Source organism: Haloferula sp. (assembly GCF_049672945.1).
In the GTDB taxonomy this organism is placed as follows: Bacteria; Verrucomicrobiota; Verrucomicrobiia; order Verrucomicrobiales; family Akkermansiaceae; genus Haloferula.
The window spans coordinates 32,562-46,355 of sequence record NZ_JBATWY010000212.1; the positions used below are offsets into that span (position 1 = coordinate 32,562).

A 13,794-nucleotide genomic window follows, 5' to 3' on the forward strand; every position below is an offset into this window, starting at 1 on the left:
CCGCCCGATCACTGCTTGATTCCCTTCCATGAGACTCGCCCTCCCGCTCATCCTCCTCGCCTCCACCGGCCTCTCTCAAATCGTGGTTCCCGAGAATTCCCGGTGGAACGAAGTCGAATCGAAAGGAGATCCCTGCAAACGTCACGAGCACGCTTTTGTCGCCGTTGAAAACCAATTCCTGGCCCTCGGTGGGCGCCGCATTCAGGCCGTCGACATCTACGACCCGCAGTCCACCGCCTGGACCAAAGGCCAAGAGCCTCCGATCGAACTTCACCACTTTCAGGCACTCAGCCATCAGGGCAAAGTCCTTGTCGCCGGCGCCTTCACCGGAAAATTTCCCGCCGAGACCCCGGTCGATCGACTCTACTACTATGACCCCTCTTCCGACCGCTGGAGCGAAGGTCCGGAGATTCCCGCCGACCGCCGACGCGGGTCCGTCACGCGTGGTGGCACCGAGACCGATACGATGCTGCGGATTCCTGTTGCCGAGCTCGAAGATCGATAGCCCACCGAATGGGGCCTTCTCGGTAGAGGCACCAGGCGATGTTACTTCAAGGGCTTGATCCGGATGTTTTTATAGTAAACGACACTTCCTGGATCGTGGGCTTGAAGGGCGATGGCACCACCCTCTTTCTGAAGCCTGTTCTCCTCACCTTCGGGCGTGTGGTTGACGAGTTCCTTGCCATTCACCGAGACCGTAATGACACCGTTCTCGACACGGATGACGTACTTCATCCACGTCTCGTCCTCAAAAGGTTCCTTGTTATCCACCACCGCGTAGAGGCCCCCTGACTTCCGCCAATCCTTGTGGGTGTTGTTCACCTGCACTTCGTAACCATTCGGCGGCCAACCTTCATCGACCCAGTCGGTGTGAAAGAACACACCACCATTCGAATTTTCCTTGGTCATGGCTTCAAGCCTGAGTTCGAAATCCGTGAATTTGGCCCCGTTGAAATCACCGACGTAAAACGCGTGACCTCGTGGGCCGTGGGCAACGAGCGAGCCGTCGACCACTTTGAACGACGCGGGATTTTCCGAGACCTTCCAGCCCTCAAGAGTCTCGCCGTCAAACAGCGGTGTGAATCCTTCTTCAGCGAACGATAGGCTTGTGACGAGAGCGAAGGCAGCAGAGGTCAAAAGGGCAATGGTCGGTTTCATCATGATCCAAGCTTACGGATCCTACAACGCGGGTCTAGCAATCAGTATGAACTACGGGATGGAAAGACGCCGGGCCCACAATTTCCGCTCCCCAAACCACCATTCCAAACCCAATCTGTCCTGCATGTGCAACGCCTACGAGCTCGGAAAGCGGGGTGGGAGTTTTTCACCGAAAATCAAGGCATCGACGATCCGCGAGCTTCTCTCGATCGACTCATTCCGCCTGATTCGCCGCACCGACAAGGCTCCGGTCATCAACTCTGCGGGCGATCTCGTCACGATGCGCTGGGGGTTCGAGCGGAAAGGTCTCGGGCCGATCAACAACTCGCGCTCCGACAAACTGGATTCGCCGATGTGGAAGGAGTCCTTTGAAACAAGGCGCTGCCTCATCCCCGTCGCCGCATTCTACGAGTGGTCCGGGCCCAAAGGACAGAAGCGGACCCATCGCTTCACCTCGCCGAACGATGGATGGTTTCTCATGGCCGGTATCTGGGAAGACTCGGAAACCCTTGGACCCTGCTTCTCAATGATCACCACGCAGGCCAACTCAACGGTGGGAAAAATTCATCACCGCATGCCGGCCATTCTCACTGACGCAGAAGTCGATGCCTATCTCGCTGGTGACTTGCGCAGCTTCACGCCGGCTCCTGAATTACTCGAAGTCGCCGATGCCCCCAACCCGCTGGTCAAAAAGAAACCACCTCCCGCCCAGGGAGAACTCTTCTGAGTAGTCTTGCGCGCGAATCTCAGACGAACTGAGCCGACACCCATTCAAGCCTCCGCAGAACCCAGTTCATCGACAATGTCTTCAATCGGGTAGCTCCAGATTTCCGAGAGCGTCGGATGGTACCAGTGCACCTTGAGCAGGTCACGAACATCAGCCTTCAAGCTGACCGCCACCGCCAGCGCGTGAATCAACTCGCCGGCATCCTTGCCGACACACTCCGCACCTAGAACCGTCCCGGTCTTGGACGCGAAAACCTTCACGTAGCCATACTTGGCTTCCATCAGGATGGATTTCCCATGATCATCGAAAGGATAGTCCGCTGAAAGATACTCAATTCCCCGTTCTTTCAACTGAGCTTCACCGAGACCGACATTGGCCACCTGCGGATCGGTGAAAACCACACCTAACAGGGTGTCGTAGTTCACCGCCTCGGCTGGCCGCCCGGTGGCATGTTTCGCCGCCGTCTCACCCTGCATGATCGCGACGTGCACGATCTCATGTGGCCCAGCCACATCACCGCAGGCGTAGATCCCGGGGTTGCTCGTGCGCTGCATGCCGTCGCACTTGATATGCCCGCTTTTCGCAAGTTCCACCCCCGCCTGATCAAGGCCGAGTCCATCGCTCGCCGGCCGACGACCCAAGGCATTCATCAAATGCGGAGCCTTCACGGTGACGTCCTTACCCTCATGCTCGAAACGGGCGATAAACTCCCCCTCCTCGAATTCGACCGAGTGAAGATGCGTGTCCGTGTAGAGCACAATACCTTCGTTGCGAAAGGCTGTCTCGACCACATCCGAAGCCTCGGGTGACATCTCCTTGAGGACATGGGAACTGCGTTGAATCTGGACGACCTCTGAGCCAGCACGCCGCAGAAACTGAGCCAATTCGCAGGCCACGATCCCTCCACCAAGCACGATCACTTTTTCCGGAAGGAAATCGAGCTCCAACACCTCATCGCTTGTCCAACAGTCAAGGTCCTCGAGACCCTTCACCGGCGGCACTGCCACCACCGAACCCGTCGCAATCATGAAGTGATCGGCGGTCAACTTTGTCCCGTCAGTCAGTTCGACCGTCTTCTCATCGATGAATTTCGCCCGACTCCGAAACAGCGTGAAGCGATCGCTATGCAACTGCTCCTGCCGATAGTCGGCGAACTCACCAATAATCCTGAGCTTTCGCTGATGGAGCTCCGCCATGTCCACTTTCGCCTCGGGAATGCTCAAGCCGAACTTCGTTCCCATCTGCGCCAGGTGAAGCACCTCCGTCGAGTAGATCAGCGTCTTTGAAGGCATGCAGCCGCGCAGAATGCACAGGCCTCCAAGTGGCTGCGCGTCATCGATGATCGCGACCCGTTCAAGGCTTTCCCGGGCCGTGCGAGCAGCGGCGTAACCACCGCTGCCTCCACCGATAACGATGTAGTCGAAGTGTTTTGTTTCCATGGCGCAGAGTATTCGGCCAAACGGGGCGCTGTGCCAACCAAAGTCTCCTACTTCAAGAGGTTCTCACCGCGATTTTCCTTCTGATGAATCGTCACCGGCCACCCAGGAAACTGATTTTCCGGATTGATGTCGGTCGCATCGATATTGAAACGGAATGATTCGATGAAATAGGTCTTCTTCTCCGTATCGAAGGTGATGAAGCCAAAGCCGCTGCCTTTTTCATGGGCCTTGTCGTAGCGATTTGGTGCCTTGCCAACGACGGGATTTCCCACCGCGTAGACGTAGGCCATGTTGCCGAAGCCATCGAGATACTCCCCGGTAAATTCGTTGCCGTGCTGGGGCCGGTTCTGATGCGTCATGCCGACTTCGTCCGGCCGCCACCACCGGGGGTAACCCACTGCAATCGCCGGCGTGCAAAAGGACCAGTTGCTATCGCGCTGCTTCTTCACCCCGTACTGACTGAGCGTGGTGAGGTGCTGGTCGCCATTGATGTGCAGGGCCATCGAAGGACGCATCATGTCGATCGCCCGGTTGCGCGCGGTCTGTGGCCAGCCACCCGAATCCAGATCGCCTTTGAGGTAGCCGTCGTAAGCCCCGTGGTGCGTCGCCATTCCGGCGAAGACCGTCTGGCTGAGCACGGCCTTCAAGCTGTGGCCGCGCCAGTCGTCCGCCCACTTTTTGAGGAAAGCCTCCTGGCGCTCTCCAAGGAGGACGAGGCCCAGCTTATCCAGCGTGGACATGTCGAATTCGGGATCGGGAACGTGATCCGCCCTTCCCTCTCCGGTTTCAACGTGCTCCGGCCCGTTCTTCCACTGCCGGTCGGCGAGGATCGCAAAGCTGACACCACCATAGACCATGTCGCCATAATAGACGCTGATGTCCTGCTTGATTGGAGTGGGATCAAAGGGATCGGGATGGTGGGCAACGGTCGTCTTGTGAACCGCACGCACCATGCGGGCGGGCTGAATATAACCACCCTTGGAGGAGGCACCGTGGCTCTCCCCGGTCTCCATCTTCTTACCGCCTTCACCCCAGATATTTCCCTGGAAAACATCATGATCGTCGGGAAGACAGAGCGTCGGAGCATCGCGAATCGTCTCCCGGAAAGCCCACCCGAATTGATAGAACTTCCTCAGGTAGTTGAGGATGGCACGATCGGCCGGATTGCGGATGATGCCGAATCCACCATGACTCTCGTAGATCTGGTCGCCGGAGAAGAAAATCAGATCCGGATCGAGCTTGCGGAGATTCTCGGCCACGGGCGCATAGGGAAAACCATAGTCGTTCTGGCAGGTCAGGGCAGCCATCCGAAGGGGACGGCCCACGGGATTTGAGCGGATCAAGCCGGTCCACTCATCCGGAGTCTCACTGCCATCACGGTGCTTTTCGCGATAGATCAGTTTGTAAGGATAGGCCTGCTTTTCATCCCAATTGGGAATCCGGAAAGTCGCAACCCAGGCATCGGGATCGAGCTTCGCCTCACCGAGGGATGTCCATTCGCCATCCTTCATGATTTGTAACTCCACAAGCTGACAATCCATCGCTCCCATCGGTCCTGTTAGAGCGCTCATCTTCATCACGAAGCCCTCGTCGCCGCGGGAATCACTGAGCGAATACATCGACCACAGGATCGGGCCGAAGCGATTGGCCCGTGTCACCGTGAAAGCCTCGCCGCTCAGCATCCAGTTCGAGAATCGATAACGGCTGCCCTGACCCTTTGGAGCAATCTTCACCCTGGTTCTCTGCGCGCCTCCCAGATTGTTGGCGATCGAGACATTGCCGAGCACCTTTTCGAGCGGAAACCCAAGTGACAGGCGCCCCAATTCGACGCCCGACCCCGGATCGGTCGCGATCAAGGTCAGGCTGCAGCCGTTGGCCTTGGGTTCACCCTTCAATTCAATCCTGAGGCGCTTCAATGACGCGGCCCTCCTAAGCGGCACCGCGCGTTTATCGAGAATCAGGCGGTTCCCTTTCCAACCAGCCACGATCCCCCGAGTCACGAAACAATTGCTGCGGTGCTCATTGAGCTCGCTCTTGACCCCGATCCGGAACCCCGCACCAGTATCCTCACCGACGACTTCAAGGCGGGTCAGGGTCACCGCCATCGTGAAGCTCTCATTGCCGGTGATCTGGTGGGTCAGGGAATGCACGCTCCGACCGGGGCCGACACTGAGGCATTCGGCACCTCCTTCACTCACCTGCCAGTCTTCCATCGGATTCGCCCAGAATTCGCCCCCAAGAAACACCCGATCGTGGGTTTTCTCCCAAGGATCTCTGACCGCCGGGCCATCGATCGCCAGAGATCCACGGGTTCCAAGGCCCATCAGAGAGCCTGCGGTGATCAACTTGAGGCCGGTGCGTCGCGAGATCGGTTCAGTCATAGATCGAGAGAACGTAGGAAAGCCGCGGATTCAATCAGTCATTGTTTTGCGGTGAAACCAGAATTCATCGACGAAGAGCCCCATCACCCGTGCCATGCTCCCGAAATGACGAACCATTCTCGCCATGACCCATACATTGGTTTGCCATCGCCACCCATTGAATGGCAATCTGCCCCATGGCTTTGCTTCTCCGCTGCTGGATTTGGGCATCGTTGCTTCTCGTCACGGGACCAAGGGCAGTTGCCGAGCCCCTGGATCCGCCCTGCCCGGCAGGCACCCCACTCATCAGGCTCACCGCACCGGCCTACGACGACTCGAACTCCAGTCCGCGCGGCGGAGGAGGGCTACTGAGCGCGCGCCTGATCAGCAATTTGATCTGCACACAAACGGCATCTTTCCCAAGCCGCAAGGCACTGGCAGCGATGGTCTTTCAATGGGGACAATTCATCGACCATGACATCACCCTCATTCACGCCGGAGGTGATGATCTTCCCATCGCCGTCCCAAGCGGCGACCCTGAATTCGACCCCTTCAGCACTGGCACCAAGCTCATTCCCATGACCCGCTCCATCGGATCAGGAGCACCCCTTCAACAAATCAATCAGATCACTTCATTGATCGACGGGTCCGCCGTCTACGGATCGGATGATTCCCGAACCAATGCCCTGCGGCTCTTCTCCCATGGAGAACTCAGGACAAGCCCCGGCCCCGACGGCGAACTCCCACCCTACAACGATCCGCTCGAGCCCCTCGAGAACGCCAATGAGAATCCGGCTCTGGATCCAGACGAGCTCTTTATCGCCGGCGACATCCGCTGCAACGAACAAAGCGGCCTGCTCGTCATGCACACCCTGTTTCTGCGCGAGCACAACCGGCTGGCACGCCGCCTCCGCACCACCCGGCCAGGTTTGAGTGAAGAAGACCTCTTTCAACTCGCAAGGCGCCACCTCGTCGCCCTGATCCAAAACATCACCTACCGGGAATTCCTGCCTGCCGTGCTGGGCGAAAACTCGATCCCGGACTACAACGGATACCAACCCGGTGTCGACCCGTGCATTTCCAACGAGTTCGCCACCGCCGCTTTCAGGGTCGGTCATTCCATGCTCCCCTCGATGATGCCAAGAATGGACGCGACGAACCATGAGCATGCCGCCGGACACCTGTCCCTCGCGGCCGCCTACTTTGTTCCTCACGAAGTCGCCGACATGGGCATCACACCCTACCTCCGCGGGCTGGCCTGCATTCCGCTCGAGAGCACCGATCCGATGGTGGTCGATGAAGTGCGCAACATGCTCTTCGGACCACCGGGTGCCGGCGGACTCGATCTCGCCGCGCTCAATATTCAGCGCGGACGCGACCATGGTCTCGGCAGCTACAATCAGGTTCGCAGGGGTCTCGGCCTGATCCCGGCTGAGGATTTCAATGACATCAGCTCCGATCCACGAATCCAATCCGCCCTGAGCCAAGCCTACAATGATGACGTGGAAGATGTCGACCTTTGGGTCGGCAGCATGGCTGAAGATCATCAACCGAACTCGATTCTCGGCGAGACCTTTCATTGGATCTGGACCGATCAGTTCACGCGGCTGCGCGACGGCGATCCCAACTGGTTCGAAAATACCAACCGTTCGTCTCCCTTTTCGAGCGAGGAACTCGCAGAGATTCAGGCGACCACCTTGGCCGATGTGATTGCACGCAACAGCGACTGGAATGTCGCGAACAGCGTTTCTGTCTTCGAAGTCCCCGCTCCTCAGATCCTAAGCTTCAACCCCAATCCATCAGACGGGAGTGGCACCTTGGAATGGTCATCCTTCCTCAATGCAGCCTATGAGATCGAAGCCTCCAGCGATCCAGGCTCACCTCATTCGTTCAAGAGCATCATGCACATACCCGGAGAAGAAGGAACGACCTTGATCAACTTCACGGACGCCGATGCCATCGGGAAAACGCGACGCTTCTACCGCGTCAAACAGCGTTGACCTCGCCAAAATGGCAAACTTCAAAGCGAACTCTGCCAGAGCCCGCCCGTATCGCTAAAAACACGCGATTTCGAATGGTAGAGCCTCAAAGAATGTTCTAAATGTCGACCGAAATCCGGGTTCTCTCATTCCATTCCCTTAAATCGACCATGCGCCGACTCCTCTTTATCCCCCTCGCCCTCCTCTTCTCGGGATGCGGCAACACGACTTCTCAATCCGACATTCTGGCGCGGGCGAAAGCCGAAGTTTCGAAGCGTGAAAACTGGTCCGAACAGGCATACATCCGCGTCGATAACCGCCCGAGCCCGGACTACATCTTCTGGCGTGACCTGACTTGGGAGGTCAGCGCTGGAGCGTTCGATTACTCGGGCTATCCCAAGTATAACGGCATCAATGTCCTCCCCGGAACCGAGAGAGAACTCCGGTTCACCCGCGATGGATGTCTCATTGAATACAAAAATTCGCTCCATCGTTGTGCCGACGGCTACAATGCGACGGAAAAAACGGTCGTTTACGCTCCGGAAAAGTAGCGACGCCCGGGTAGCGCATCACCCGACCCTCACCCCACCAGCGGCCAACCTTCGCGATAGCTTTTGCTGAGCAGGCTGTTGGCCATCTCGCTGTTGGTGACCCTGCCAATCGTGCCGTCGTACTCGATTTTCTCACCAGTCCGATAGGCCACCAATCCGAGCAGCATGGTTTCAATCATCCTGCCCGAGTAGTCAAAGTTGCAGGACGGCTTCGCGCCGCCCTTGCAGGCTGCAATCCATTCGCCTTGATGGTCGTACCCACCCTTGATTCCAGTGCGACTGTACCGATCTCCCTCCTTGGCATCCTTCGGAATGATCACGTGGGATCCGAAGTCCGACACCAACCAACCTTCCGTGCCGGCAAAGAGCACTCCGTGCCCGATTCCCCTCAAGGCTCCGGGGATGGGTTCAGCCGGCATCGCACCACCCTGAAACCAGGACAACTTGATTTCCGGCCGCCAGTCATTCGCAGGAATCTGGAAATGGGCGGTCAACCTTACCGGAGTCACCTCGGCGTTGTAGGCATCACCATCAGCTACGATGGACGTCGGAGTTTCCGCATCAATCGCGTTCCAGGCGAGATCCATGGTATGCGAACCCATGTCCCCGATCTGACCACTTCCGAAATCCCAAAACATGTTCCAGTTGAGACAATTCGATCCGGCCGCATCATAATCGAAGTAGCCGGGGTTGTAGGGATGGAATGCTGATGGGCCGATCCACAAGTCGTAGTGCAGGTTTTTCGGCGCTTGGCCCTGGGCAGCCAAGTAGCCGGAACGAGGGATCTTGCGGTTTCCCCAGGCGGCCACTTCTTTCAGCTCGCCGATCGCTCCAGCGCGAATCAGCTCCTTTACCATCTTGAAGTTGTTTCCCGCATGAAGCTGGGTTCCGATCTGAGTGGCCAGCTTTCCCTTCTGCTCCAGATAGGCCTCACGCGCCATCCGGGCCTCCTCCACCGTGTTGGCGAGTGGCTTTTCACAGTAAACATGCAGCCCACGCTTCATCGCCCACGTCGCGATGTGGGCATGCGTGTGGTCCGTGGTCGAACAAATGATCCCATCGAGATTCTTCTGCTCAAGGCACTTCCGCCAATCCACATAATGCTTCGCCCCGGCAAACTGACCCGCCGCACTGGCAAGGTGCTTCTCATCGACGTCGCACAAGGCCACCACGTTCTCGTTCTTCGCCGTCTTGAAGTGAGCCGCAGCCCGACCCGCCGTACCGATCAGCGCGAGGTTGAGCTTGTTGTTCGGAGAATTTTTCCCGGAAACAATGCCCGAGGGAAGAATCAGCATGCCGACACCGGCAGCGGACTGCTTGAGAAATCGGCGGCGTGAAGTGAGGCGGGAAGGATTCATGGAACGACGGATCAGCTGAGGAATACGGAGCATCTCATGGCATACCTTTCGCAAATCTAAACTCATTCCTCATTCCGGCGCCGTCTCGGCAGCGGTCACCATTCCCGGCGGTAACTCCATGATCCAGATATTGCGGAAGTGAATCTCGGAACCTTCCGATTCGAGACAAAGGTAGCCCTTCTTGACCGAGGAATCCCTCACGCCGTTCACGAATTTGCCGTTGATCGCCAGCTTCACCGTGCCATCGACACAAACCACCTCATACGTATTCCACTCGCCATGAGGCTTACAACGAAACTCCGTAGCCATGCTGCGACTGCCACGGGGATTATCCGGAATGCAGGTCAGTCCGTTCGCCCCGAAAAGCTCTCCACTGATGTAACCGGGATGATTCGGTGTCCCATCCTTTTTCGGATTCCTGTTGATCCAGTCGAGCTCAAGCATCTGGACTTCCATCCCCTTCGGCAAAGGACGCTCAGGAGCTGGCTTCCCCTCGCTCCAAACGAAAATGCCCGAGTTCCCGCCGGGCTCCATGTGTCGCCACTCGATACGCAGCACAAAATTCTCATACTGCCGATCACTGCGCATCACGCCAATCGGCCGCCCACTGCAGATCAGCATTCCGTCCCTCACCGACCAGGTCTCCGGAGAGGTATTGACGTCCACCCATCCATCCAGATTCCGGCCATTGAACAAACTCCGCCACTTGGGAAGGCCATCTTCAGCCGGGAGTTCAAGCACGGACATCGTAACGAACGCAGCGATAAGACCTAACTTCATGAAAACGCCTACGTGCCGTCACTGAAGAATCTCTCGCGACTCTCCTCCAGGGCTCAAGCCACCAGTCGTAAGTTCTTCAATCCCGTTGATGAACCCTGAAGCATCGGGACGACCGTCGCCAAACACTCCCGATGATCGCAGCTTGCGCCCGGTGATCGTTTCACCCATCCGGCCGCCATGGTACGAACCGAGCATATCGGTAACACATTCTCCGGGGGGCGGTCCTTGAATTTGGAGGAGCCTGACACTAGGCCCACCCCAGACCAGAGTAGTAGGCAAACGCAAAATGCAAGGACCGACCCCCGGAAGAAGGACCGACCCCCGGAAGACCCTCGGAAACGCTGAATGGCAGATAAAAAGGGAAATCGGTCTCCGCCGGTAACCAATTGATTATTACCCATTCCAACAAACCCGTTGCCTGTTCCGCCGCCAATGTGTGAGCCTGCTTGCATGCCCATCGTTCAGGGTTTATCCCAATCACCGGGGAAGGCTGGAACTTCACGGAGCTATTCACTTCGGATTCCATCCGTAGGCATGATGGCTCGACCCAAGGCCCAATGAAAATCGAGAATGTGAATGGACAACGGGCTGTGCTCCTAACGGTGGGGTGCCTGTTGCTTGCGGTGATCCCTCTTGCTGTACGTTTCACCACAAAACCAGCTTCCGAAGTGGCAACTGGGGATCGACCTCCGGAGGCGGACGCACCTCCCGCTCCAAGGGTTCGGCCGGCTGGGACGGTTTCAAAACGCCCGGCTTGGGAACAAAAATCAGCCCGTCTCCGAGAGATCTTGAGCGGTGAAGTCCAGGGGATCAGCACCGAGCTTGCAACAATTCTCGGACAATCCGATCCGGTCGATCGAGCGCGGGAGTGGTTGGAATTCGTCGACAGCATCGACCCTTCCCAGATGGAGAAAGTCGTGTCGGCCTTTCGCCTGGGGAAACTCGAAATACATCGAAGCGAGTATGAGATTCTTTTCGGTCAATGGGCCAAGGATCGTCCGGAAGAGGCACTGGCCTACATCGCACGTGAGCTTCCAACGGGAGACTTCGAACGGGGCACTGTCCTCACGCAGTGGGCCGAGAGCGACTACCTTTCCGCGCTATCCTGGGCGAATCGGAATCCGTCCGGGCAAGGGGGCTTGAACAACTCGATCCTGTATGTCGCCAAGGGCATCGCCGGCAGCCAGCCGGCCTTGGCAGCGCAGTTGCTGGAGTCCCAACCGGCCATCAGAGAGAGGCCATCGATTCTGGGTCAGGTCATTCCGCAGGTTCTATCGCTCGGGCCTGACGAGGCGAAGCTCTGGCCGGACTATTTTGAGAATCCCGACCTGAAGGCCGTCGCCACATCAAAACTGGCGGCCGCGCTGGTCCGGGACTCTCCGGAGGACACGATGCGATGGATCGCCGAAATGGACGGTCCGGGACGCGACATGGCCTATCGAGACGCAGTGTCTGCCTTGGCCGCGACCGACACCGAGGCTGCACTCGGCTACGCCCTTGCGGCACCGGAAGGTTCGGCGCGGGATGAGGCGTTCTCCGGGCTCGTGCGTTCCACGGCACAGAGAGACCCTCAAAAGGCGGCGGCGATCATTGATGCCTACCCGGAAATCGCCACCGACACCAGCGTTCAGGGCTTGGTCTGGTTTGCGGCCCAGCGGGATCCTGCCCTCGGTGCCGAATACCTGAACCGCATCGAAGAGCCACAGGCGCTTGAGACCAGCCTTCGCACGCTGACGGCGAACTGGCGCCGCCGGGATCCGGAGGCGCTGGAATCCTGATTGGCGGCCAACCCCCAGTTCAAGCGGCCCTAAGCGGCTGGAATATGGCGGAACAGCCCCCCGTGCCAAATCGCCGGGTTCTTCACCGATTCCTTCCAAGGAGCAATCCACTGCGACCGAGTCGTGGGACCTTGCCAGCCTCAAATCCAAAGCTCAGGCGGCTTCTTTACTAAAGGTGTGTCCTTCTGCCACATGTCCTTCTGCAACACCAACGCATCCAGGGTTACGGCCCCGATGCGGAGGCCTTCCAGGAAGCCCTCGAATCCTGCCTGACCGGCGGCACCCTCTACCTCCGCAGCTCCGACAGGGTCACACTCCATTTGTTAGACAAGCGCGATCCAAGCTACTATCTCTATCGCAATGCCACAGCCCTTCCACTACTCATTCAAGATCCGCGACCTCGCGCGCTGTCGGAAATTCTACACCCAGGTGCTCGAATGCCGGGAGGGACGATCGACCGATACGTGGATCGACTTCGACTTCTTCGGCCACCAACTCTCCGTCCACCGCTCGGACCATTTTCCGGAGCTGGACTTTTGTGGCGAAGTTGATGGCATCCGGGTTCCGATTCCCCACTTCGGTTGCGTCTTGGATGCATCCGCGTTCGACGCGCTCCAAGCTCGTCTCGAAGAAGCAAGCGTCGAGTTCCTCGTCCGCCCGCGGATCCGTCACGAGGGACTTCCCGGCGAGCAGCGCACGATGTTCATCCTCGATCCCGACGGCAATCCACTCGAGTTCAAAACCTTCTCCCGTCCAGACGAGGTGTTTGCAACCTGACCTGTCAGGAATCGCCCACGAGTTCACGTCCCGAACCGCCACTGGCTGTCCGCAGTCCGCCGACCGCTTCGGTTTCCCGAACATCGACTACATCTCCGGGGGTCGTCCGGGGGTCCGTCCGGGGGTCGGTCCTGGTCCGTCCGGGGGTCCGTCCTTGCATTTTGAATTTGGAGGAGCCTGACACTAGGCGGACCCCAGACCAGAGTAGTAGGCAAACGCAAAATGCAAGGACCGACCCCCGTACAAGACCTCCGGAAAGACCCCCGGAAACTGCGGGCCAATCGACCCATCGTGGCCGGCAGCAACTACTTCGGAATCGAGGGCGGCACCAATGACCTTGCACTCTACGATGCCGATGGAGCGGATCCCGCCGATGAGGTTCTTGAAATTGAGTTGGGCGTCGGACACGGACTGTCGGGCATCGACTTTGTTTGGACTCGCGGTCTGCTTTCCCTCAGCGGCTTCAGCGGCGACCCCGGGGCCGATCGGGGAAGTTACGATGGCGACAGAGTTCCGTTGGCTTTGGAATATGCGCGAGGTTCCGATCCCTTGCGTTCCGACGCGGCCGGATGGCAGGAGTTTGACCTCCCGTCACGTAGCCTTTCCTGCACGCGAAATCCAGAGGCGCTCGGCACATGGACCGTAGAGACAAGCTTGGACCTTCAAACCTGGAATCCCACCACACTGTCGGTCGATCCAAGCCCCGATCGCCTCACCGTGCCACTCTCGGAGACCCTTCCCGAGCGGGGCTTCTTCCGCACGAAGTTCATTCCGGAATCGACCGGAAACTGACTCAAGAAACTCGTGCCCCGGCCTTGTTGATACAGGCAATCGAATCGCCAAATCAGATAGCTTAAATGGGTCAGGACATGACGTTGACTGTTTCG

Annotated in this window: 12 protein-coding genes; 7 read left to right on the forward strand and 5 right to left on the reverse strand. The window is 58.1% G+C overall.

What is annotated here, in order from left to right; genetic code table 11:
* The first annotated feature begins 28 nt into the window (after window positions 1-28).
* A complete protein-coding gene (locus tag WBG04_RS18555; RefSeq protein ID WP_424316208.1) occupies window positions 29-505 on the forward strand; it encodes a hypothetical protein in 477 nt (158 codons plus the stop codon).
* Between the two features lie 41 nt (window positions 506-546).
* Here WBG04_RS18555 and WBG04_RS18560 read toward each other — a convergent pair whose 3' ends face one another.
* On the reverse strand, window positions 547-1,161 hold the full coding sequence (locus tag WBG04_RS18560; protein WP_424316209.1) for a 3-keto-disaccharide hydrolase: 615 nt from the start codon (window positions 1,159-1,161) through the stop codon (window positions 547-549).
* Here WBG04_RS18560 and WBG04_RS18565 point away from each other — a divergent pair.
* A complete protein-coding gene (locus WBG04_RS18565; protein ID WP_424316210.1) occupies window positions 1,160-1,885 on the forward strand; it encodes an SOS response-associated peptidase in 726 nt (241 codons plus the stop codon). The genes WBG04_RS18560 and WBG04_RS18565 overlap by 2 nt on opposite strands.
* A 44-nt stretch (window positions 1,886-1,929) precedes the next feature.
* On the opposite strand, the gene WBG04_RS18570 is transcribed toward WBG04_RS18565, so the two are convergent.
* Both WBG04_RS18570 and WBG04_RS18575 read right to left on the reverse strand, forming a co-directional pair.
* Window positions 1,930-3,324, reverse strand: coding sequence for a dihydrolipoyl dehydrogenase family protein (locus WBG04_RS18570; RefSeq protein WP_424316211.1), 1,395 nt, complete (start codon window positions 3,322-3,324; stop codon window positions 1,930-1,932).
* 47 nt (window positions 3,325-3,371) lie between these two features.
* Window positions 3,372-5,705: an alkaline phosphatase D family protein gene (locus WBG04_RS18575; protein WP_424316212.1), complete on the reverse strand. Its 2,334-nt coding sequence runs from the start codon at window positions 5,703-5,705 to the stop codon at window positions 3,372-3,374.
* Window positions 5,706-5,881: 176 nt separating this feature from the next.
* Between WBG04_RS18575 and WBG04_RS18580 the strand changes: the two genes are divergently transcribed.
* Both WBG04_RS18580 and WBG04_RS18585 read left to right on the forward strand, forming a co-directional pair.
* A complete protein-coding gene (locus tag WBG04_RS18580; protein WP_424316213.1) occupies window positions 5,882-7,684 on the forward strand; it encodes a peroxidase family protein in 1,803 nt (600 codons plus the stop codon).
* A gap of 149 nt (window positions 7,685-7,833) precedes the next feature.
* On the forward strand, window positions 7,834-8,214 hold the full coding sequence (locus tag WBG04_RS18585; RefSeq protein ID WP_424316214.1) for a hypothetical protein: 381 nt from the start codon (window positions 7,834-7,836) through the stop codon (window positions 8,212-8,214).
* 29 nt (window positions 8,215-8,243) lie between these two features.
* Here the strand turns inward: WBG04_RS18585 and WBG04_RS18590 are convergent, their stop codons facing one another.
* Both WBG04_RS18590 and WBG04_RS18595 read right to left on the reverse strand, forming a co-directional pair.
* A complete protein-coding gene (locus tag WBG04_RS18590) occupies window positions 8,244-9,572 on the reverse strand; it encodes a Gfo/Idh/MocA family protein (protein ID WP_424316215.1) in 1,329 nt (442 codons plus the stop codon).
* Between the two features lie 69 nt (window positions 9,573-9,641).
* Window positions 9,642-10,352 (reverse strand): 3-keto-disaccharide hydrolase, encoded by a 711-nt coding sequence (locus WBG04_RS18595; RefSeq protein ID WP_424316216.1) that lies wholly within the window; start codon window positions 10,350-10,352, stop codon window positions 9,642-9,644.
* A 788-nt stretch (window positions 10,353-11,140) separates the two neighbouring features.
* Here WBG04_RS18595 and WBG04_RS18600 point away from each other — a divergent pair.
* The 3 genes from WBG04_RS18600 (at window position 11,141) to WBG04_RS18610 (ending at window position 13,699) form a co-directional block, all read left to right on the forward strand.
* Window positions 11,141-12,130 (forward strand): hypothetical protein, encoded by a 990-nt coding sequence (locus WBG04_RS18600; RefSeq protein ID WP_424316217.1) that lies wholly within the window; start codon window positions 11,141-11,143, stop codon window positions 12,128-12,130.
* Between the two features lie 360 nt (window positions 12,131-12,490).
* Window positions 12,491-12,907, forward strand: a complete 417-nt coding sequence (locus tag WBG04_RS18605) for a VOC family protein (RefSeq protein WP_424316218.1) — start codon at window positions 12,491-12,493, stop codon at window positions 12,905-12,907.
* A gap of 222 nt (window positions 12,908-13,129) precedes the next feature.
* The gene (locus WBG04_RS18610; protein WP_424316219.1) at window positions 13,130-13,699 is read left to right on the forward strand and encodes a hypothetical protein; all 570 of its coding nucleotides are present in this window, start codon (window positions 13,130-13,132) and stop codon (window positions 13,697-13,699) included.
* Window positions 13,700-13,794 lie beyond the last annotated feature (95 nt).